The 22,510-nt window shown below is 33.3% G+C and carries 25 protein-coding genes; 8 read left to right on the top strand and 17 right to left on the bottom strand.

Annotation, left to right across the window (positions count from 1 at the left end; genetic code table 11):
- The 4 genes from ACKI42_RS09055 to ACKI42_RS09070 form a co-directional block, all read left to right on the top strand.
- Nucleotides 1-362: HisA/HisF-related TIM barrel protein (locus ACKI42_RS09055; protein WP_407404619.1), on the top strand; the 362-nt coding region annotated here is incomplete at its 5' end.
- Between the two features lies 1 nt (nt 363).
- Nucleotides 364-1,116 (top strand): imidazole glycerol phosphate synthase subunit HisF, encoded by a 753-nt coding sequence (gene hisF, locus ACKI42_RS09060; RefSeq protein WP_407404621.1) that lies wholly within the window; start codon nt 364-366, stop codon nt 1,114-1,116.
- The gene (gene hisIE / locus ACKI42_RS09065; RefSeq protein WP_407404623.1) at nt 1,113-1,724 is read left to right on the top strand and encodes a bifunctional phosphoribosyl-AMP cyclohydrolase/phosphoribosyl-ATP diphosphatase HisIE; all 612 of its coding nucleotides are present in this window, start codon (nt 1,113-1,115) and stop codon (nt 1,722-1,724) included. The genes hisF and hisIE overlap by 4 nt, the downstream gene beginning before the upstream one ends.
- Nucleotides 1,725-1,801: 77 nt before the next feature.
- Nucleotides 1,802-3,010 (top strand): acyltransferase family protein, encoded by a 1,209-nt coding sequence (locus ACKI42_RS09070; protein WP_407404625.1) that lies wholly within the window; start codon nt 1,802-1,804, stop codon nt 3,008-3,010.
- A 271-nt stretch (nt 3,011-3,281) separates the two neighbouring features.
- Here ACKI42_RS09070 and ACKI42_RS09075 read toward each other — a convergent pair whose 3' ends face one another.
- The 14 genes from ACKI42_RS09075 to ACKI42_RS09140 all read right to left on the bottom strand — a co-directional run bounded on the left by ACKI42_RS09075 (nt 3,282) and on the right by ACKI42_RS09140 (nt 14,809).
- A complete protein-coding gene (locus ACKI42_RS09075; RefSeq protein WP_407404627.1) occupies nt 3,282-4,073 on the bottom strand; it encodes a DUF2490 domain-containing protein in 792 nt (263 codons plus the stop codon).
- Between the two features lie 108 nt (nt 4,074-4,181).
- Nucleotides 4,182-5,354, bottom strand: coding sequence for a M28 family peptidase (locus ACKI42_RS09080; protein WP_407404629.1), 1,173 nt, complete (start codon nt 5,352-5,354; stop codon nt 4,182-4,184).
- An 87-nt stretch (nt 5,355-5,441) separates the two neighbouring features.
- Nucleotides 5,442-5,786, bottom strand: a complete 345-nt coding sequence (rplT, locus tag ACKI42_RS09085; protein WP_407404631.1) for a 50S ribosomal protein L20 — start codon at nt 5,784-5,786, stop codon at nt 5,442-5,444.
- A 175-nt stretch (nt 5,787-5,961) separates the two neighbouring features.
- On the bottom strand, nt 5,962-6,159 hold the full coding sequence (gene rpmI / locus ACKI42_RS09090) for a 50S ribosomal protein L35 (RefSeq protein ID WP_034758008.1): 198 nt from the start codon (nt 6,157-6,159) through the stop codon (nt 5,962-5,964).
- Nucleotides 6,160-6,524: 365 nt separating this feature from the next.
- Nucleotides 6,525-7,025: a translation initiation factor IF-3 gene (infC, locus tag ACKI42_RS09095; RefSeq protein WP_407404633.1), complete on the bottom strand. Its 501-nt coding sequence runs from the start codon at nt 7,023-7,025 to the stop codon at nt 6,525-6,527.
- Nucleotides 7,026-7,125: 100 nt separating this feature from the next.
- A complete protein-coding gene (thrS, locus tag ACKI42_RS09100) occupies nt 7,126-9,045 on the bottom strand; it encodes a threonine--tRNA ligase (protein WP_407404635.1) in 1,920 nt (639 codons plus the stop codon).
- 168 nt (nt 9,046-9,213) lie between these two features.
- The gene (locus tag ACKI42_RS09105) at nt 9,214-9,888 is read right to left on the bottom strand and encodes a hypothetical protein (protein WP_407404637.1); all 675 of its coding nucleotides are present in this window, start codon (nt 9,886-9,888) and stop codon (nt 9,214-9,216) included.
- A gap of 4 nt (nt 9,889-9,892) precedes the next feature.
- Nucleotides 9,893-10,567, bottom strand: coding sequence for a hypothetical protein (locus ACKI42_RS09110; RefSeq protein WP_407404639.1), 675 nt, complete (start codon nt 10,565-10,567; stop codon nt 9,893-9,895).
- Between the two features lies 1 nt (nt 10,568).
- On the bottom strand, nt 10,569-11,261 hold the full coding sequence (locus ACKI42_RS09115; protein ID WP_407404641.1) for a hypothetical protein: 693 nt from the start codon (nt 11,259-11,261) through the stop codon (nt 10,569-10,571).
- Nucleotides 11,262-11,683: 422 nt separating this feature from the next.
- Entirely contained in the window at nt 11,684-11,866 is a 183-nt protein-coding gene (locus ACKI42_RS09120; RefSeq protein ID WP_407404643.1) for a hypothetical protein, read from the bottom strand.
- Between the two features lie 13 nt (nt 11,867-11,879).
- A complete protein-coding gene (locus ACKI42_RS09125; RefSeq protein ID WP_407404645.1) occupies nt 11,880-12,485 on the bottom strand; it encodes a DUF4230 domain-containing protein in 606 nt (201 codons plus the stop codon).
- 2 nt (nt 12,486-12,487) lie between these two features.
- On the bottom strand, nt 12,488-13,054 hold the full coding sequence (locus ACKI42_RS09130; RefSeq protein WP_407404647.1) for a thioredoxin family protein: 567 nt from the start codon (nt 13,052-13,054) through the stop codon (nt 12,488-12,490).
- Nucleotides 13,055-13,522, bottom strand: a complete 468-nt coding sequence (locus ACKI42_RS09135; protein ID WP_407404649.1) for a hypothetical protein — start codon at nt 13,520-13,522, stop codon at nt 13,055-13,057. It abuts the gene before it with no gap.
- A 147-nt stretch (nt 13,523-13,669) separates the two neighbouring features.
- The gene (locus tag ACKI42_RS09140; RefSeq protein WP_407404651.1) at nt 13,670-14,809 is read right to left on the bottom strand and encodes an acyl-CoA dehydrogenase family protein; all 1,140 of its coding nucleotides are present in this window, start codon (nt 14,807-14,809) and stop codon (nt 13,670-13,672) included.
- 362 nt (nt 14,810-15,171) lie between these two features.
- On the opposite strand from ACKI42_RS09140, the gene pncA reads away from it, so the two are divergent.
- Nucleotides 15,172-15,777: a bifunctional nicotinamidase/pyrazinamidase gene (gene pncA, locus ACKI42_RS09145; RefSeq protein ID WP_407404653.1), complete on the top strand. Its 606-nt coding sequence runs from the start codon at nt 15,172-15,174 to the stop codon at nt 15,775-15,777.
- Nucleotides 15,778-15,855: 78 nt separating this feature from the next.
- On the opposite strand, the gene ACKI42_RS09150 is transcribed toward pncA, so the two are convergent.
- Nucleotides 15,856-16,737, bottom strand: a complete 882-nt coding sequence (locus ACKI42_RS09150) for a pseudouridine synthase (protein ID WP_407404768.1) — start codon at nt 16,735-16,737, stop codon at nt 15,856-15,858.
- 471 nt (nt 16,738-17,208) lie between these two features.
- Here ACKI42_RS09150 and aroB point away from each other — a divergent pair, with 471 nt between their 5' ends.
- The 3 genes from aroB to ACKI42_RS09165 all read left to right on the top strand — a co-directional run bounded on the left by aroB (nt 17,209) and on the right by ACKI42_RS09165 (nt 20,058).
- Entirely contained in the window at nt 17,209-18,255 is a 1,047-nt protein-coding gene (gene aroB, locus ACKI42_RS09155; protein WP_407404655.1) for a 3-dehydroquinate synthase, read from the top strand.
- A 245-nt stretch (nt 18,256-18,500) separates the two neighbouring features.
- Entirely contained in the window at nt 18,501-19,142 is a 642-nt protein-coding gene (locus ACKI42_RS09160) for a porin family protein (protein WP_407404657.1), read from the top strand.
- 208 nt (nt 19,143-19,350) lie between these two features.
- On the top strand, nt 19,351-20,058 hold the full coding sequence (locus ACKI42_RS09165) for a porin family protein (RefSeq protein ID WP_407404659.1): 708 nt from the start codon (nt 19,351-19,353) through the stop codon (nt 20,056-20,058).
- Nucleotides 20,059-20,131: 73 nt separating this feature from the next.
- On the opposite strand, the gene purF is transcribed toward ACKI42_RS09165, so the two are convergent.
- Both purF and purC read right to left on the bottom strand, forming a co-directional pair.
- Nucleotides 20,132-21,631, bottom strand: a complete 1,500-nt coding sequence (gene purF / locus ACKI42_RS09170; protein WP_407404661.1) for an amidophosphoribosyltransferase — start codon at nt 21,629-21,631, stop codon at nt 20,132-20,134.
- A gap of 143 nt (nt 21,632-21,774) precedes the next feature.
- Nucleotides 21,775-22,494 carry a phosphoribosylaminoimidazolesuccinocarboxamide synthase gene (gene purC, locus ACKI42_RS09175; protein ID WP_407404663.1) on the bottom strand — a complete coding sequence of 240 codons (720 nt, stop codon included), beginning with the start codon at nt 22,492-22,494 and terminating at the stop codon, nt 21,775-21,777.
- Nucleotides 22,495-22,510: the final 16 nt, after the last annotated feature.

Genomic DNA, 22,510 nt, shown 5'->3' on the forward strand with positions numbered 1-22,510 from the left:
CGCAATACGGAAGCGAAAAAATCATTTTAGGAGCTGATGCCAAAGATCGTAAAATTGCGACACACGGTTGGTTAGAAACTTCTGAATTAGATGTAATTGATTTTATCCAAGAATACAAAGCAAAAGGAATTGATTATGTGATTTGTACAGACATCGCTAAAGATGGTATGTTGCAAGGAACATCGAACGAATTGTATGCAGAAATTTTAGCTGCTGCAGACATAAAATTAATTGCTTCTGGAGGCGTTTCTTCAATTGATGATTTAATTAAAGTAAAAGAATTAGGTTGTGAAGGAGCAATTTTAGGAAAAGCGATTTACGAAGGTCGTATTCAATTAAAAGACTTAAAGCAATTGTACTAAAATGCTAAAGAAAAGAATCATCCCCTGTCTCGACATCAAAGATGGGAGAACAGTAAAAGGAGTTAATTTCGAAGGATTACGCGACGCCGGAGATCCGGTGGAATTAGCCAAGAAATATGTTGAAGAAGGCGCTGATGAATTAGTGTTTTTGGATATTACTGCGACAATTGAAAAACGTAAAACCTTAGTCGAAATGGTTGAGAAAATTGCGGCAGCGATTAATATTCCATTTACAGTTGGTGGCGGAATTTATTCGGTAGAAGATGCTTCGGCAGTAATTCAAGCAGGTGCTGATAAAGTATCTGTAAATTCTTCTGCGGTAAAAAATCCTCAGTTAGTAGCTGATTTATCGGCTCGTTTTGGATCGCAATGTGTGGTGGTCGCTGTGGATACTCGCGACATCAACGGAACGCAAAAAGTGTTTGTCAGCGGCGGAAAAATTGAAACTGAGTGGGAAACGTTAGATTGGGTAAAGAAAGTAGAAGAATTAGGAGCAGGCGAAATTCTATTAACCTCAATGGATGGAGATGGAACAAAAGCGGGTTTTAAAATTGATATTACGAAAGCGGTTGCTGATGCAGTAAATCTTCCGGTGATTGCATCTGGAGGTGCAGGAACAATGGAACATTTTACAGAAGTATTTACCGAAACAAAAGCAAGTGGAGGGTTAGCTGCAAGTATTTTTCACTTTGGTGAAATTCCAATTCCGACGCTTAAAAATTATTTAAAAGAACAAAACATTCCGATACGATGAAAATCGATTTCAAAAAAAGTAACGATGGGTTAGTTCCCGTTGTTATTCAAAATTACCTTAACAATCAAGTGTTGATGTTAGGTTATATGAACGAAGAAGCGTTTAAGAAAACCCAAGATTTAGGAAAAGTAACCTTCTATTCGCGTTCAAAAAATAGATTATGGACCAAAGGCGAAGAATCGGGAAACTTTTTAGAAGTTAAATCGATTGCGATTGATTGCGATAATGATACAATTCTGATTAAAGCAAAACCTTACGGACCAACGTGTCATACAGGTTCTACAACGTGTTTCCAAGAAGTATCAAATCGTGGTTTTGTTTACGAATTAGAACAAACGATTAACGATAGAATCGATTTAGCCGAAGATAAAGATTCATACACCTATAAATTATACAACAAAGGAATCAATAAAATAGCGCAGAAAGTTGGTGAAGAAGCGGTTGAAATTGTCATCGAAGCCAAAGACAACAACGATGATTTATTCCTAGGGGAAGCTGCCGATTTAATGTATCACTATTTGATTTTGTTGAAAGCCAAAGGATTTAAATTAGAAGACGTGGAACACGTATTAAAATCAAGAGAGAATGGTCCGAGAAGACCTGACTAATCTGCGACGTAATATATTTCTTAAACCGTACAATTTTTTAGTGCGGTTTCTTTATTTTAGAGCTTTAATATTTATTCATGAAACCACAACGTTATTATTCTCTCGATGTATTCCGAGGCGCCACTGTCGCTCTGATGATATTGGTTAATAATCCTGGGACTTGGTCAGCCATGTTTTCCCCGTTAGAACATGCAGAGTGGAATGGCTGTACACCTACTGATTTGGTATTTCCATTCTTCCTATTCGCCGTTGGAAATGCGATGGCGTTTGTAATCCCAAGATTTAAACTAGGTTCTACATCAAATTTTTGGAAGAAAGTAATCAGAAGATCAATCTTAATATTTCTTATTGGTTTATTTATCAACTGGTTTCCGTTTTTCAAATGGGATAATAATGAGTTGATTTTTAAAGCTTGGAAAGATGCCGAGGGCAATGGGATTAGAATTATGGGTGTTTTGCAGCGGATTGCAATTGCGTATTTCTTTGCTTCTGTGATTGCTTTTTACTTCAAAGAGAAAATGGTTCTTTGGATTACTGCTGCTTTATTGCTTGTATATTGGGGAGCCACTTATTTTCTTGGTGGTGCTGATCCTTATTCCATGCAAGGATTTATTGGAACTTCTTTTGATTTGGACGTTCTTGGGATGGCTCATATCTACAAAGGGGAAGCAATTCCGTTTGATCCAGAAGGAATTTTCAGTACCTTCAATGCCGTTCCACAGGTGCTTTTAGGGTATTTGGCAGGTATTTTTATAAATAAGCAAGGCAATGTGAAATGGTTGAATAAAACTTTGCCGGAAACCAATGAACCCAATTTTAGATTGGTAGCAGGATTATTTGTTTTGGGGACTTTAGCGCTTGTCATTGGTTATTTTTGGCAATTAGAATTTCCTTACAACAAAAAAATATGGAGCAGTTCTTACGTGATACATACCACCGGATTGTGCTTGCTGGCTATCTCTACTATGATTTGGTTTATAGAAGTTCTAAATATTAAAAATGGATTGATGAAATTCTTTGATGTATTTGGTAAAAACTCGTTATTTATTTTTGCATTTAGCGGATTATTTCCGCGTCTGTTGGGTTTAATAAGAATTGAAAGTGGATTTACTTCCGAAGGAAAAACGAAGTTTATTTCTCCACTTACATGGTTTTATGAAAATATCTGTGCGCAAATTCCGGGTATTCCAGAAATTGGTTCTTTTGTCTATTCTTTGGTGTTTTTGGCCTTCTTTTGGGCTTTAGCGTATCTTTTAGATAAAAAGAAAATTTATATAAAAGTTTGAAACAATATAAGAGACTACAAGTAATAATTGTTACCCTAATTGCGTTAGGGATTGCAGTGGAAATCCTTTTTTTTGGGTTGCCGAGCGAAGTCGAAGCGATCCAAAAAAAGATTGCAACGAAAAGCCCGACCCAAAGGGAAACGCCAAAAATCTAAGTAAAGATTTAATATCAATTATTTTCTTAAATATAAGACTTAAAAATTTGATGGTATAATTTCATGGTTTGAAAATTCTAATAAAATGTATGAATAATAGTATTTGTTTCGATCTACTATTTTTTGGAAGGGGAGGAGAAAGGGTTTTCCCAAACCAAATCTAATGAAGCATAATGCACAGAATGGGTTTTGTTTTTTTGTATTAGATTATTCATATATCCAATGCTTATTGCGATAGGTATTTTTTGTGGTCTATAAGTATAAAAAAGGGTAAATCTTGATTCTTGATATCCGAATTTACTCCAATCTTTAGTGGCATTATTTTTAGCTGTAGAAAATAAAACCTCTGCACCTGCCATAATTGTATGTTGATTTTTTTGATCCAATTCGTAAGCAGCTTGTGACTTGAAACGTGATCTTAGCTGAAATGGTTCGTCAGCATTGTGCCCTTTTTCATCAATAAATTTTCTAAATTCCTGACGAATTGTTTGGGTTAATTTTACCTTCCCAATCTCTGTAGAATATGCTAATCTTCCGTACAATCTTAGCTCTTGTTCGGTTTCACTTTTTTGATCATTGAAATATTCGTCTAGTGAATATTGCAACTGTCGTCGATAGCTTGCAGCGTAAGAAATATTAAAATGTGAATTAAGACGATGATAAAATTCTTGATTAAGCACAATAATAGCGGGTTTCTCTATAAAATTGTCATTATCATCATTGCTTTTTATGCCCAAACCTAGGTAAGTTAGAGATTCCATTTTTTTGGAGTTTCCTAAGTCTTGTCTAACACCAACTGCAAACCAACTTGCCGTGTTGGTATCACCTAAACCGGGAGGCGAAAGCTGAGCGAAAAAACTTGATGTTGTGGAGATAAAAATAAGTAAAGTTAGAAAATAGTTTTTCATGAGAATAGCGTGGAAGCTAATGTTTAGTGGAATTATTAAACAAATGTACTACGCAATTCTGTAACGAATTAGGAATGATAATTTCTCAATTATTTTATGAGAATTTGTTTACTCGATAATTATTTTTTTACTGATGTTTTTATCATTTATTTTAAAAGTTCCAAAATAAATGCCCTTCGGAAACTGAGAAACTGAAATTTGAGTTTTATTTTCTTCTTTCAACAAAACATGACCTAGCATATCTATAAGCTCAAATTGGAAATCCTTGTTTTTATCTGATATTTTAATATTTAAAACATCTTTTGCAGGATTTGGATAGATTTTTACGAATTCATCAATGTCATTTTTGTTTTCTGCAACACCCAAAGTTTGAGTAGCAACCGCAAAATGTTGCAATGCGCCCACAGCCGCTTTCCCTACATTATAGACATAGTTGGGGTCTACATTGGCAAAAGTATCTAGATTGGTATGCTCTACATTACTCGCCGTGTTCTCATAAAATCCCGTTATGATTTCTCCTTTTTGCTCGAATGGTACATAATCTGAACTATAAGCATTAGACATATTGGTGAGTAACGAAGAATACAGCGTAGTACATGTTGCCAATTGTTGTGTCATTGCCAAAGAAGCAGCATTGTTGCTGCTAAGCCCAGACTGGTCGCTTTCGCATTTAATCGTATTATTGATATTACCAATTCTACCACCAACTTGGTCTAGATTGAAAACCAATCTTATATTCATTTGTCTTACCCCGTTAGAATACGCTATATTATTAGCAAAATGCGTACTTCCGTGTAGTCCCTGTTCTTCCCCAGAAAAATGTATAAATTTTATGGAATACTCTGTTGGGATGTCTTTTAATATTCGTGCCGCCTCAAGGATTGTAGATGTCCCACTACCATTATCATTTACACCAGGACCATTAATGGTATCAAAATGTCCACAGATAATTACATAAGTATTTGGATAAACAGTCCCCGATTTGGTAATCACCAAGTTTTTAGAACTAGTACTACCAAAGGTAAAAGGATCTTCTACAATCTGACTTGCCGAGTAGCCAAAAGAAGTGTATTTATTTTTCAGCCAATTCAAAGTGTTCGTATTTGCCGTACTACCCGTAGTTTTTATGCCCAAATTTCCAAATTCTTGTAGATTGGTAGTCACATTGCTTTGTGACACCATATTTGCTCGGTTTTGGTAAGCTTGTATAAAACTCTGAGCTTGTATATGGTAAGAGGCTACTGTAAGAAGTAGGATAGCGGATATATTTTTAAGGCACATAGAGGTATTGATTAAAAAACAAATGTAAATAATAAAAAAATCCCGAGCAAAAAACTCGGGATTTATATTGATAACAAAAAATTTACATTATTTAATTTGATCTACAACTGCTTTGAAAGCTTCTGGGTGATTCATTGCTAAATCTGCCAATACTTTTCTGTTAAGCTCAATGTTGTTCTTTTTTAGAGCTCCCATAAACTGAGAGTAAGACATTCCGTGCTCTCTAGCTCCTGCGTTAATACGCATGATCCAAAGTGATCTGAAATTTCTCTTTTTCTCTTTTCTACCACGGTAAGCATATTGCATTGCTTTTTGTACCGCGTTTTTAGCTACAGTCCAAACGTTCTTTCTTCTACCGAAAAAACCTTTAGCTTGTTTGATTATTTTTTTTCTGCGAGCTCTTGAAGCTACTGCATTTACTGATCTAGGCATAATTTAAATTGTTTTTTTGAAAAGGGCGGAATCCAAATTAAAGTTGTAATGATAATTAACGAGAAATTTTCTCTCTAATTTTTCAAATACTCAAACTCAAACTCTCTTGGGTGCACCGTTTCAGGGTTAAAATGTTGAATTGTTATTCTTATAAACCGAAAAAGATTTATAAAAACTACTTAATTGCTAATTGACGCTTAACGCTTTTCTCGTCCACTTTTGCAACATAAGAAGTTTGAGTAAGATTTCTCTTTTGCTTAGTCTCCTTTTTTGTCAAAATGTGGCTTTTGAAAGCACCTTTTCTTTTAATCTTACCTGTTCCAGTAAGTTTAAAACGCTTCTTAGCACCTGATTTCGTTTTTAATTTTGGCATTGTCTTGCTTTTTTATGTTTTTGTTATCAATATCTCTTAAAAATGTAGCAATTTATCATTTCATCAGATATAATCCTCTAAATTGTTAGATTGCTACATCATTTTGGGCGTGTCCCTCCTTCATTCATTTCGCTTCGCTTCACTCATTCATCTCGGTCAGGCTGCACGTTTCAAGTCCTCGTTCCAACTTCATTGCCATTCTACTGTGGGCTTTCCACTTACATCCTTCACGCTCATATTTGGTTTGCAAAATTACAAAAAATATTAATACAAAAAGAGACTTTCAATAGAAAATCTCTTTTTGTATTGGTAATCTCCATCAATAATGACATTAATAAACATCCTTAGAGAAGAGTCATCTTAAATTATTTAGCGGGTTTTTTAGGACTCATCATCATAATCATTCTCTTACCCTCCAATTTAGGAAGTTGATCTACTTTACCTACATGCTCTAATTCTTGAGCAAGTTTTAGAAGTAAAATCTCTCCTTGGTCTTTGAAGATAATAGAACGCCCTTTAAAAAATACGTAAGTTTTCAGTTTAGAGCCTTCTTCCAAAAATTTCTCAGCGTGCTTTTTCTTAAAATCATAATCATGATCATCAGTTTGTGGTCCGAAACGAATTTCTTTTACAACCACTTTTATTTGCTTTGCCTTCAGTTCTTTTTGCTTCTTCTTTTGCTCATACAAAAACTTTTTGTAGTCTAGTATTCTTGCAATAAAAGGTTCAGCTTTATCTGAAATTACAACCAAATCTAGTTCCTGTTCTTTAGCAAGTAGTCTTGCTTTATCGATCTGGAAAATTCCTGGTTCTACGTTATCGCCCACCAAACGTAGCTCCCTTACTCGGATCTTATCGTTAATCATGTGTGCGTCCTCCTGTGGTGGACGTCTCTGTGGGCCTCTGTTGTTAAATCGTTGTGCTATTGTATTAAATTTTATTGGTTAATTTTCTATTTTACAGTACTTATACTGTTGCTTCTTTTTTAAAATAATTCACGAAGTCTTCCATCTTCATTGTTCCAAGATCACCTTCTCCACGTCTTCTTACAGAAATCGTGCCTTCTTGCTCTTCATTCTCTCCAACAACGAACATAAATGGTATCTTTTTTAATTCTGCATCACGAATTTTCTTTCCTGTCTTCTCGTTTCTATCGTCAATTAATCCGCTAATATCGTGATTTTCTAAAAATTCTGAAACTTTTTTAGCATAATCTACATATTTTTCACTGATAGGCAAAATAATAAATTGATCTGGGCTTAGCCATAATGGGAAATCACCGGCAGTATTTTCTAATAATATCGCAATGAATCTTTCCATAGATCCAAATGGCGCTCTGTGGATCATTACCGGTCTGTGCTTTTCATTATCGCTACCTACGTAGGTAAGATCAAACCTTTCTGGAAGATTATAGTCTACTTGGATAGTACCCAATTGCCATCTTCTGCCTAAAGCATCTTTTACCATAAAGTCTAACTTCGGACCATAGAATGCGGCTTCACCATATTCAACAACCGTCTTAAGACCTTTTTTCTCCGCAGCATTTATAATTGCATTTTCGGCTTTCTCCCAATTTTCATCAGAACCGATATATTTTTCTTTGTTCTCAGGATCTCTCAATGAAATCTGAGTAACGAAGTCTTCAAATCCTAACGATTTAAATACATAAAGTGTTAAATCAATTACCTTTTCAAATTCTTCATTTAATTGGTCTGGCGTACAAAATAAATGCGCATCATCCTGAGTAAATCCTCTTACTCTTGTAAGACCATGTAATTCACCAGATTGCTCATAACGGTATACTGTCCCAAATTCTGCATATCTCTTTGGCAAATCTCTATAACTCCATTGTGACGTCTTGTAGATTTCACAGTGGTGAGGGCAGTTCATTGGTTTTAGCATAAACTCTTCACCTTCGTTTGGTGTCTTAATGGGCTGAAAACTATCAGCACCATATTTGTCCCAGTGTCCTGAAGTTACATACAATTCTTTAGAACCAATATGCGGAGACATTACAAACTCGTAACCACCTTTTTTCTGAGCAACACTCAAGAAATTTTCTAATTTTTTTCTAAGAGCAGTACCTTTTGGTAACCACAATGGTAAACCAGCTCCTACTTTTTCAGAAAAAGCATAAATGCCTAATTCTTTACCTAGTTTTCTATGATCTCTTCTCTTTGCTTCTTCCAGTAATTCTAGATATTCTGTAAGTTCTTTTTGTTTAGGAAAAGATATACCATATACTCTTGTAAGCTGTGGATTTTTCTCGTTTCCTCTCCAATAAGCTCCAGCAGCATTAAGAATTTTTACTGCCTTTACAATACCTGTATTAGGGATGTGCCCACCTCTACAAAGGTCTGTAAAATTATCGTGAGTAACAAAAGTAATTTCACCATCATTAAGGTTTGAAATTAACTCTACTTTATAAGGATTATCAGCGTAAGTTTTTAGTGCTTCTTCTTTAGATACAGGATATAACGAGAATGTAGAACCTTTTTTAGCATTTTCTATTACTTTCTTTTCTATCTTATCAAAGTCTTTTTCAGAAAGTACTTCATCACCAAAATCTACATCATAGTAGAAACCGCTTTCAATTGCTGGTCCTATTGTTAATTTAGCTTGAGGATAAAATTCTAAAATAGCCTGCGCTAACAAGTGAGCAGAAGAGTGCCAGAATGCTTTTTTACCAAGGTCATCATTCCAGGTCAATAACTGTACTGTAGAATCTGTGGTGATAGGAGTGGTAGTCTCTACTTGTTGACCGTTTACAACTGCAGAGATGGTATTTCTAGCCAATCCCTCGCTTATAGATTTTGCCACATCTAAAGGAATTACTACTCCTTCAAATTCTTTGACGCTATTGTCTGGAAGTGTTATTTTTAACATATTTAAAAATTAATGCACAAATTTACTAAAAATTGGAAGATTTCTATATTTAAAAATCTATGTTTTTTCAAAAAATTACTATGTTTAGAACTTTTAAAATAGGAATTATAATAATTTTCAAAAAAAAAAAGCATTCTAGATTTTTCAAGAATGCTTTTATAAATTAATTTAAAATTTTTCACATAGCATGCTATAACTATTAGCAGCGGGTGTCGTGGCCATTTTTCTAGCTAAAAATGTGATTCTGTAGAGATAGTTTTCGCCAGGAAAACTCATATAATACTCATCTAAATAATCTATAGCATATTTTCCACCATTTGCATCGGTAAGATTAGATACCGAACCGATATTTACCCAATTATTATTGGTAGCTATTGAAACTGTTTCGTTTGTCCTGATTGATCTTTTACTGTTTGCAGCTCCAAAAGTACTATCACTAGAATTCACTTTCCGAATTCTAGAAAAAAAGATAGTTTGAGTAACTGTGGGTGCAGTTACCAATTGTATTTGTGGTTCTGTATTGATAGAATATCTTAATTTAAATTTACCACATGGAACTACCAAATCGCCACTAGGACTAGAGGAAAAATACATAATTTTATTTTCAACTTCAGTGCCTTTCATTTCAGTTTGTATTGCAGCTTTATCCCAAAATTCTATATCACCATTGTCGTTGGTTACCAATACTTTATTGTAATCTGGGTCTACAGATTTTTTCTCTAAAGTCCTTATTCTTAGATCACCATTTATGTCTAAGGTTTTTGTGGGTTGCTGCGTGTTGATTCCAACTTGAGAAAAAACATTTATCCCAGTAATTAATGCAATTAATATTTTAATTTTCATAGTATTATAAACTTTGAGTATAGAACTTTTCGCAGATCAAGCTATAGATGTTTGTATTAGTTGCATTATTAGAATTTTTCAGAGCAGATATTGTTAATCTGTACATGTTATTCTGTTTAGGTAATACGATTGTGTATATACTCGTGGTATTATCAAGTGTGAAACTGGTACTATCCATAATTTGATACGTTCCAAAATTGGTATTTGAAAAAGTTTTCCCAATAATATCTTTGTAAGTATAAGCTTGGCCTTCCCAACGTTTTGATCCATACGCTAATGTAATAGATGTTGCATTCTCATTGCTAGTAAACACTTTAGTAGAATTCAATTTGAAATATGCATTTCTATCAGAATTTAGATAAAAAGAAATCTCACCACAAGAACACACTTTGGTGTTATCTGGTGCTATCCCCAAATAAATTGATCGTGCAATTTCCACATTTTTAGTTTCATTTTGGTTGATTGATGGAAACGAAATGTAATCTACATTACCATTATTCTCATCTGCTGCCAAAATCTTTCTATAAGAAACTTCAGGTTTTTTATCAGATAGGTTTACAATTTTTAAATTGCCATTTACATCCAACATTCTTTTGGGATCTGTCGTGTTAATACCCACTTGAGCTTGTATAGAACACATCGATGCTATAAGAATAGCAGTAATTAGAGATAAACGCATATTAAAATTTTTCGCAAGTTGTAACAAAATCATAACTAGTAGAGTCAGCAGCTCCAATCTTCAAACTTTGAAATACCTTATATACCGTAAGTCTATATAAATTTGGGTCGTTAGGATACTGAAAATGCATTACATTTTGCTCTCTATCAGCTAAATTTGCTGCAGCAAACTCTCTCAAATTTCCAAAATTAGCGGTAGTAAAAATAAATGGACTCGCATCACCGCCTGAGGTTCCCTGAAAGAATTGGAAACCATTAGAGCTCCAATTTTGTTCCCTGTTCATGAAGATTTCTACATCTGTGGTTGGTTTATCAGCCAAAGCAAATTGAATTTTTGTTTCGGAGGTATTACCAAACGCAAATTTGAATTTACCACATTTTATAATTTTGGAAGGGTCTCCAGCATTAGCGGTGTTAGAATACAAATTGTTTATTACTTGCTTATCTGATGAATATTGTTCTTTTGCTGGTAATAGATCTGCTCTTGTAATATAATCTACATCACCGTTGTTATTGGATATTAGAATTCTTGTATATTCACCGTCTTCAGATTTATCAGCCGTTTGTCTTACTCTAAGCGATCCGTTGACATCTAGCGTTCGACTAGGTGTAGTAGTCTTAATACCCACATTACCAACTTGCGAAAAATACAAAGTAGAGGCAAGGGTAGTAAGTAGAATTACTGATTTGTTCATAAAAATTAAAATTTAGAATTTTAATTTTCCTTCAAATTTTTGTGCGTGCAAATTTACTACTTTTTTATATCGCAATATAATTATGCTACTAAGTGATAGTTCTAATAGAGTATTTATCTGAATAAACTTGATGCATGTTTAATTTTATCTACAATTTCTTATTCGTATAAATATCTTGATTACTAGATGGGTTCATTGTTGTTAAAGGTAAATCTGTTACGGATGTTTAACGCTATTTGAACTTATTCCAAATTTATAAAACACGCTGTAATTCTATATTTTCATACAATTTGTTTAAAAATATTTTACCCAAAAAGGTAGGCTGGGAGGTTTTATTATTAAAAATGTGAAAAAAAAACAAATATTGCTGTTATAAATTTTCATCTTTTACTCAGCTTATACGTAAAAAAAATACTAAGTTTTCACTTAGTATTATCTGTTTTTCCAGTTTTGGATTTTGAAGCCTTTTGTATATCCTCTTTATTAATATCTGGTGGATTTGTAGAACTTGTAGCAGCAGGAATATTAGGAAAATCCTGATTCTGTTTCTTATTTTCCGCAGAATTCGCGTGCTCTACCTTTTTACTATTTTTTTTATTCTCCATAATACTTACTATTTTAAATTCCTAAAACTCCTATTTTTCCACTTTTATCTTCAATTGAGTAATTTAAAGCTTTGGCTAATACAAATATTGAATTAAGATTTTGTAATAATTGTTCTCTGCCCTCATCACGAAGTTTATTTTGATCGATAGATTGTATCGCTGTAGCCTTTGCTTTTTCTGTGACGTTTTTTATGTCTTTTTCTGTAATTCTATTAACAAATGAATCGTCTAGTGATTGAATTTCCACGCTTGGTGTGATTCTAATATCTGCATTTGGTAAATCTGTAATGATTAATTTCTTTCCAATAGAGTCAACTTTAATTTTCATCTTATTCAAATCATATGAAACTTGAGCATTGGTTTTGGTATAAGTAATGATATTGCTACTGGTAACCTCTTTCCCAAAAACTTCATAAGCAAGTTTAGTTTTCTGCATTGCAGACAAATCTTGCTCCACAACTACCATTTTATTCATCTTGGAAATCTGATTCATCAACAGATAATAATCTGACTTTTCAGTTTTTTGCACAGGGTTTAGATATGGTTTGAAACTGAAATATATAAGTAGCATTAAAGCTATTCCTGCTATGAATGCTACAATTACTTTACTATTTTTCAACACTATTTTTTGAATATTTCCTTAATTACAGATTGATCATCTTTCTTCAAAATATCAACAAGGTCTCTCTCAATATATCCTGTAGTAGGCATTTCTGTTATTCTACCAATTTCTTTACCATACTTCTTTACAATGATAGTGGGTACTTTGGAAATATTATACCTGCTTTCATCTCCAGAGGGAGATTCTTTCTTTCTGTTTACAGCAATTAATTTTAGTTTACCTTCAGGATAATGTACTTCATCCAAGATTTTCATAAATCTAGGAAAATCACGATGGCTATCTTCGCACCAAGTTCCGAGGAATACAACAATATTATAAGAATTAATTTTCGCTTTTTTGAGCTCGCTAATCGCTTTGTTATCTACTGCATATTCAGCATGTTCTTTTACATACCATTCGGAATAAGGTTCTTTCAGGAATTGATCTTTTAATTGATCTCCCAATAGCATTTTACCATCGTTTTGAGTATCCACTTCTCGATTTACAACCACTTTCTGAGCTTTGAAATGCTGCATAGCGCACAATAAGGTAGATAAGATCAATATATTGGTAAGAATTTTTTTCATTTATTTTTCTATAATAGGTTTTAGGTCTGCAGGTGAGTAATATTTATTTTTCAGTACTTTAAGGTCAGTTTTTCTGTAAACATTATATTTCTCTCCAGATTTTTCATAAAAAGATTCCACCTCTTTTTCTTTGTAAAATTCTACAGTTTCTTGAGCCTCAAGTTCGGTATCACATGCTTTCGACATATTAGAACGTTGTACCTCATCGAATAACTCTACAAATTTGTTGCCAAGTCCGAATTCTAGCACTGCACCACTCAATACATATTGCAAATCACACAGTGCATCTGCAATTTCAACTAGATTGTTATCCGCAATTGCTTGCTTAAGTTCATTCAGTTCTTCTTGTAAAAGTTCCACTCTCAAATTACATCTATCGGAAGAAGGTATCTGTGGAGTATCTAATATGGGTGCTTTAAAGGTAGTATGGAATTCTGCTACTTGGTTCAAACTGTCAATTTTATCCATTTTTATTATATATTTTTAAGTTTAAGCAAATATAAAAAAACGAAACTGTAAAAAATAATCACAGCCAGAATTTTAAAAATAAGTTTAAACAAAGAAAATAGCATACAAAATCTGTATGCTATTATTTAGTGTTGAGCTTGAATGTAATTAAGAAGTAATATCTCTTCCGATTACCATTCTTTGGATCTCTGATGTTCCTTCACCAATTGTACACAATTTAGAATCTCTGTAGAATTTCTCTGCAGGGAAATCTTTTGTATATCCATATCCACCAAAAATCTGTACTGCATTATTAGAAATCCTAACACAAGCTTCAGAAGCATATAATTTAGCCATTGCTCCTTCTTTAGTCATTTTTTGTTTGGCATTTTTCAATGTAGACGCTCTTTGGATCAATAATTCTGATGCATCGATCTCTGTTGCCATATCTGCCAACATAAAGTTGATTGCTTGGAATTCTGAGATGGCTTTCCCAAATTGTTTTCTCTCCTGAGCATATTTTAAAGCAGCTTTGTAAGCACCACGCGCAGTTCCCAAACTTAAAGCTGCGATAGAGATACGTCCACCATCTAATATTTTCATCGCTTGTTTGAAGCCTTCACCGACTTCACCTAAACGATGAGAATCTGGTACACGCACATTATCAAAAATCAACTCTGCAGTCTCAGAAGCACGCATGCCTAATTTATTTTCTTTTTTTCCTGACGAAAAACCAGCCATTCCTTTTTCCAAAACGAAAGCAGTAGAGTTATTTCTAGCTCCCACTTCTCCAGTTCTTGTCATTACCACAGCAATATCACCAGAAATTGCATGAGTAATAAAGTTTTTTGCTCCATTGATTACCCATTCGTCGCCATCTTTCACAGCAGTTGTAGACATACCACCAGAATCAGAACCTGTATTGTGTTCTGTAAGTCCCCAAGCTCCGATTACTTTACCAGAAGCCAATTGTGGCAGCCATTTCATTCTTTGTTCTTCATTTCCGAATTCGTAGATATGGTTTGTACAAAGAGAGTTGTGTGCAGCGATAGATAATCCTATTGAAGGATCTACTTGAGAAATTTCATCTAAAATTGTAACATACTCGTGATAACCTAGGCCAGAACCACCATATTGCTCAGGAATTACTATTCCCATAAAACCCATTTCTCCTAATTGGTGAAATAATTCCTTAGGGAAAGTTTGGCTTTCGTCCCATTCCATAATATTGGGTCTGATATTTTTTTCAGCAAATTCTTTTGCTGTCTCAGCTATCATTTTAATGTTGTTAATAGTTTCTATATTCATATTAGATAAAAGTTAGTGCCCAAAGATACTTAATTTACAGAAATACTAAAATAAATTAAAAAAAAAATTATTCCGACTAGAAAATCGACAATTTAAAATAGGTTCTTTTGAAGTAATTGTATCTCAAAATAGAGGCTATTATATCCTATCCAAAATGAGGTATGAATAATAATTTTGGGGAGCAATTATTGAATCATAAGAGAAAAAAACCGTATTAAAAATCAGTGATTTGAATATTAAAAATAATAATAATTTTAAAATTGATGATTATAGATATGCCTATTTGTCTGAAAACCAAAATATGGATACTGATTTGAGTAGGTATTTTTGTAATTTAACAAGAAAATTAATATTTTTATCTTATGAAAAAAGCCTTACTAATAGTAGATGTACAAAATGATTTTTGTGAAGGTGGTGCATTAGCTGTACCCAATGCAAATGAAATCATACCTTATATTAACCTTTTGATGGAGAAAAACGAATATGATCAGATCATACTTACTCAAGATTGGCATCCTGCTAGTCATAAAAGCTTTGCAAGTAACAATGATAGGAAAGTAGGCGAACAGATTATTCTAAATGGAGTTCCTCAGTTTATGTGGCCAGATCACTGTGTACAAGGTACTTTTGGCGCAGAGTTTCATAAAGATCTAAACCGTGAAAAAGTCACTCATATTATACAGAAAGGCAAAAATACAGAGATTGATAGCTACAGCGGTTTTCAGGATAATAATCATTTTATGAAAACTGGTCTTGACGATTATTTAAAGTATCATGATATCCAACTTGTAGAAGTGGTAGGGTTGGCAACGGATTATTGTGTGAAATTTACTTGTACAGATTCTGTAGCTAACGGATATCTTACATGCCTTCATTTCAATGGAACGCGTGCCGTAAACGTGAAACCAGACAATGGCAAAGATGCGATCTATGAAATGTTACAAAAAGGAATCACGATATTAGGATAATTCTAAACATTAAAAAAAAGCATGATCTACATTACTCGATCATGCTTTTTTATTATAAAAGTGCTTACCAAATATATTTTAAAGCATTTTTAAAGTATTTACTTCCAAATCTGTAAGGATTCTCCAGTGTCCTCTTTTAATGTTTTTCTTCGTCATTCCTGCAAACATTACTCTGTCTAAAGCTTCTACTTCATAGCCTAATCTTTGGAAAATTCTTCTGATCACACGATTCCAGCCAATAGAAATTTCCATTCCAATTTCATTTTTAGGCTTACCTTCGATGAAAGAAATTTGATCTATTGTTGCGATACCTTCTTCCAAACGAATACCTTCCACGATTAATCTCATATCTTCATTCGTAAGTTTTTTATCAAGCGTAACGTGATAAATCTTCTTAGAGTCGAAAGAAGGATGCGTCAATTTCTTAGTCATATGACCATCATTTGTTAAAAGGATAACACCTGTAGTAGAACGATCTAATCTTCCTACCGGAAAAACTCTGTAAGGTGAAGCGTTGGATACCAAATCCATTACTGTTTTTCTAGCCTTGTCATCTTTAGTTGTAGAAATATAACCTTTTGGCTTGTTCAATAAGATATAAACTGGCTTTTCTGGCGTAATATTCTGACCATCGAAAACAACTTTATCGGTCTTTTCAACCTGATAACCCATTTCCTGTACCACTTTTCCATTCACAAGAACTAAACCTTGAGTGATCAGTTCATCCGCTTCTCTACGGCTGCATATTCCAGAATTAGCGATATACTTATTAAGACGAATGGTGTCTTTGTGGATATCCTTCTCTATTTTATTTAATCTACGTTTCTGTACAAATGATTTCGCTCTGTCATCATCTCTGTCTGTTGTAGGCGCTCCGGGTTTTCTACCATATTTCAGACTAGCTCTTTCATACTTTCCTCTAACGTCGGTACTTCTATTGCCTCCTCTCTGTTTTTGCATCGGACCAAATGATCTTTTTTCCTCACCACCATTAGTTACGTAAGGTTGCTTCTCAAATTTCGGCTTTTTATCTTCATTTGGGCTATCAAAGTTTGCGTCACCTCTCCTAGAATCAGGTTGTTTGAAAGGTCTAGAACTGCTATCGAAGTTTCTATCACTTTTACTGAAAGGCTTTTTCTCGAATCTTGATTGGCCGTTTTCATTACTATCTTTTTGGTCAAAATTTCTATCGCCACTCTTAGAAAATGGCTTTTTGAACGATTTTGAAGCTGAAGAATTTCCAGACTTAGGAGCGCGAGAACCCACCGAGTTTCTTGTTGAAGATCTTGGTTTGTTGGGCTTTCTTGAATTATTGTTGTCTCTGCTCATTCTAAATATTTTTGCAAAGATACTAATTTAGTTACGAGTTAAAAATTAAGAATCATAACTTTGTACTATACAATAGCAATAAATTTTAATACAAAATAAAATATGATCCAATTTTTAGATCAAAATTTCTCCCAACTTAATCATTTTCTGACCAAAGATACATACAGTAGAATTTTTATTTTGGTCGACGAAAATACCCACGAAAATTGTTTACCAATACTTTTAGGCAATCTAGAAACTAGCACTGAAATAGAAATACTAGAAATTGAAGCAGGAGAGGAGATGAAAAACATCCAAACGGCAATTCACCTTTGGGAGATTCTCACTGAAATGCATGCAGACAGAAAAGCATTGATAGTAAATCTTGGCGGTGGAGTAGTTACCGATATGGGAGGATTCGTAGCAGCAACCTATAAGAGAGGAATTTCTTTCATTAACGTTCCTACAACACTTCTTGCGATGTGTGATGCTTCCATTGGAGGTAAAACAGGGATAGATTTGATGCATTACAAAAATATGGTAGGTACATTCAGTCTGCCTGAACATATATTTGTATATCCAAGTTTTCTCTCTACATTACCTTCAGATCAATTGCTAAGTGGTTTTGCTGAAATGCTAAAGCATGGGCTTATCGCCGATAAAAATCATTGGAATAGCTTGACTCAAATATCAGATCTCGATGCAGAGAATATAATTCCTCATGTTAAAAGGTCTATGGAAATAAAACAAAATGTGGTGGATAAAGATTTTCATGAAGAGAATATTCGAAAAACATTGAATTTTGGACATACAATTGGTCACTCTCTGGAAAGTCTTTTTTTGGAAGACAACACTCCAATTCTACATGGTGAAGCGGTTGCACTAGGTATGATTTGTGAAACCTATCTTTCTAAGCTTGAAAATTTAATTTCAGAAGAACAATCTGAAACTATTATTAAGGGGATAAGAAGTAAATTTTCTACAATTGATATTAGTAAGTACAGTAATGAGGCAATAGTTGCTATACTAGTAAATGATAAAAAGAACAGTAATTCTAATATCAATTTTTCTTTACTCCACTGCATAGGTGCAGCAGTTTTTAACCATCAATGTCAAACAGAAAACATTGTAAAATCGCTAAATTATTACAGAAATCTTTGTAATAATTAATTATTTAAAAAAATGTCCTAAATTTTTTAAATAAAAATATGCAATACATGATTCATTTGTATTTGCTTTTGTTGTTGAAAATGAATGATTTATGAATTTTTTATCTGTGGTTTTTGACAAAATTGTAAAAAAATAAATATTTGAGAAAACTTTGGCAAACTATTTGCGAGATACGGATTATCGAATTTAAAAATTTGATTTTAAAATTGAAAACAAATATTAAAAATATTAAAAAATTAAAAGTTATGAAAAAATTAATTTTAGGATTAGCAGTTACTGCAAGTTCATTAGCATTTGCTCAAACTACAAAAACTACTACTTCTTCCTCTTCGGATGTCAGATTTGGTATTAAAGCAGGAATGAATGTGTCTTCTTTATCTAATGATGGAACGCTAGAGGATCAAGGTTCTAAGATTGGATTTAATGCAGGTGTGTTTGCTACAATTCCAGTTGCAGCTTCATTCAACATTCAACCTGAGGTATTATACTCTCAGTATGGTGACAAATATGATACAAAGATTGCAGGTACCACTTATTCATATGCAAATCATTTAGATTATATTACAGTACCAGTAATGTTCCAATATAATTTCGTTCCTAACTTCTATGTAGAAGCAGGTCCTGAATTTGGTTTCATGGTAAGTGCTAAAAACAAATCTAAGAATGAAACAAACAATAATGTAATTGCTGAATCTGGTAACTACAAAGATAGATTTAATACTTTCAATGTAGGAATTGGTATTGGAGCTGGGTATTATTTCACAGATAATATTGGTGTTACTGCTAGATATGTAGCAGGTGTTACAGATATCGCTAAAGATAGACCTAATAATTCTGATGCAGTTAGAAACAATGTTTTCCAAGTTGGATTAGCATATAAATTCTAATAATATAACAATCTTTTTTTCAATATAACAGGTTAGACCTACCAATAGGTCTAACCTTTTTATTTTGAATAAATGAGATAATTTAATTTAAAAATATTCTTAATAATAGCAATTTTCTAAAAAATTGTTTTGGTTTGGCAAGGGTTTTGTAAAGTTAGTACTGTAGGAGTTAAAACCAAACAAACATTTAATTAAAATTAACAAAATTATGAACAAATTAATATTAGGATTAGCGTTAGTTTCAGGATCATTGGCATTCGCTCAAGAAGAACCAACTGCTGTTTCACCTATTAATCAAGAAAAAGAAAACATAACATTTGGTATCAAGGCGGGAGGTAATAGCAGTTATTTTAGTACTCAACAATTAAGCGCTAAAAACCAAAAATTAGGATTCAATGCAGGGGTATTTGTTAATATTCCATTATCTCAAAAATTTGCAATTCAACCAGAGGTTGTTTACAATCAGTTTGGTGCAAAAAGTGTATTATCTTCATCAGAAGTGACCACAGGAGCTACCACTGTAAATACGCAGACAGATTTTTCTACAACCATGAATTACATTTCAGTTCCATTAATGTTACACATGAAACCTGCTAAGAATTTCTATATAGAAGCTGGTCCAGAATTTAGTTATTACCTTAATGGTAAGAATAAAGGAGAAACTACTGTAAAAACTACCACTACAGGATCTCCGGCAACTTCTGTTGTATCTTCTACCGAGCAGGATATCAATAAAGATGCGGTAAATAAGTTTAATTTAGGTCTTGGTTTAGGTCTTGGATATTACTTTGTTCCGAACTTGGGTATTAACGTAAGATATATCAATAGCCTTACAGATATGAGAAATCAAAAGCCAGAAGGTACAGATCCACAAAATCATAGAGTGTTCCAATTGGGATTAAATTATAAATTCTAATTTAAATAGAATTTAAAATATAAATAGGTCAGATTTAATATTAAATCTGACCTTTATTATTGCTAAGAATGAGTTAAGAAAACAATTCTATTTCTTCACCTTTTGCAACAGGATACTCTTCTGTGAAGCAGCCAAAACAATGATTTGAAGAGCCTAAAATTTCTTTTAAATTATCAGTACTCAAAAACTCTAAAGAATCTACACCAAGATATTCTCTCAGTTGCTCTGTAGACATATTTGCAGAAATCAAATCATCTTTTGATGGAGTGTCAATTCCCAGATAGCAAGGAGCAATAATTGGAGGAGAAACACTTCTAAAGTGAATTTCCTTCACGCCTGCGTCCTTTAAGATTTTCACCAAACGCATAGAAGTCGTACCACGTACGATAGAATCATCAATAATAACCACTCTTTTTCCTTTTATTTCAGAAATAATTGGGTTTAATTTTAGATTTACAACACGTTCTCTCATCTCTTGAGTTGGAACTATAAAACTTCTTCCGATGTATCTATTTTTTATCAGTACTGGTCTGAATGGAATTCCTGAAGCTTTAGAAAAACCAATTGCCGCCGGAACACCAGAATCTGGCACTCCGATAACAATATCTGCTTCTACAGGTGCTTGCTCCCAAATCTTTTCGCCAGATCTTTCTCTTATTTCATATACATTGATGTTTTCTAATGTAGAATCAGGTCTTGCAAAATAAATATACTCGAATGAGCAAATCCTTTGTCTACCTTTTCCTTCATTTACCATATAAGAATTCAACTTTCCAGGCTCGTTTTCATTGGTATAAATGATCTCTCCTGGTAAAATATCTCTTACATATTGTGCGCCTACTGCATCGAGAGCTACTGATTCTGATGCTACTACATAGGTATTTTCATTAATTGCTCCTAAAACTAAAGGTCTAATTCCATTAAAATCTCTGAAAGCAAAAAATTTGTTTCTCGTCATACCCACAACAGAATAAGCTCCTTCAATCTTTTGCATTGTTGCCTTAATAGCACCGCGAAGACCAAGATCTAAGTTTTTTTGGATTAATCTTAAGATCACCTCAGAGTCCGAAGTGGCGCGGAACACTACGCCTTCTGCTTCCAATTCTGTTTTGAGTTCTTTAGCGTTGGTTAGATTTCCATTATGAGCAATAGAAAGTATAATTTGGTCATATTCGTTTTTGGCGAAAAAAGGCTGAAAATTATATTTCTTTTTATCTCCTGCTGTGGTATAGCGTGTATGCCCAATAGCAGAATTACCCATAAAAGTTTCTGGATCTTTTATTTCTTTATAAACATCCAAAACAAGACCTTCATCTTTCATATTGTTGATTTTTCCATCCTTTAGGACCGAAATACCACAAGCTTCTTGACCTCTATGTTGAAGGGCAAAAAGACCAAATTGTGAAAGAGAAAAAGTGTCCAAATCATTATCAGAATACATCCCAAAAATTCCGCACTCCTCATTTGGAGCATCTAGTCTTTCTTCTTCTTGGGTTCTGAAAAGATTTCTACCATAGATCTCAGTTTCAAACTGTTTTAAATATTCACTTTTATGAATGTCTAAACTTTCCATTTTTATTTTTTCTAAATTAGAAGTTAGATGTTAGAATTCAGTCTAAATCAACTTCAATTATATTTTTAAACTTGTCTTTAATGAATCAATCATTTTCTGTATCTCAGTCGAAAGCTCTTTTAAAGGATCTCTAACTTAATAAATTACTTAGCTAGTAAAGTTTTCAATCTATTGTAGATTTCTACGTAAGCTTCTGTTACTTCTCCAAGATCTCTTCTGAAACGGTCTTTATCCAATTTTTTCATAGTATCCTTATCCCAAAGTCTACAAGTATCTGGAGATATTTCGTCTGCCAAAATAATTTCGCCAGTAGAAGTCTTCCCTAATTCTATTTTGAAATCTACCAATATGATGTTTATTTTATCGAATAAATCGATCAATATATCATTGATTACTGTAGTCAATTTGTACATTTGGTCTAGCTCTTCATACGTAGCAGCACCCAAGAAAACAGCGTGGTGATCATTAATTAGTGGATCTCCTAATTCGTCTTTTTTGTAGCAAATATCAAAGATAGTTACAGGAGATTTTATACCTTCTTCTACACCTAATCTTTGAGCCATGCTACCAGCAGAGTAGTTTCTTACCACCATTTCTATTGGAATAATAGAAACTTTAGTTACCAATTGTTCTCTTTCGTCTAGCTGCTTGATAAAGTGAGTTTTCACACCTTTTTCGTTTAGGTATTCAAAAATAAGCGTTGTAATCGCGTTATTCATTTCTCCTTTCAAATCTACAGATCCTCTTTTTTGTGCATTAAAAGCTGTTGCATCGTCTTTGAAACGTACTACTACTTGATCTGGGTTATCGGTTGCAAAAACTTGTTTAGCTTTACCTTCGTATAACATTTCTTTCTTTTCCATTTCTAGAATATTTACT

This window comes from Chryseobacterium sp., assembly GCF_045629545.1.
Taxonomy (GTDB): domain Bacteria; phylum Bacteroidota; class Bacteroidia; order Flavobacteriales; family Weeksellaceae; genus Chryseobacterium.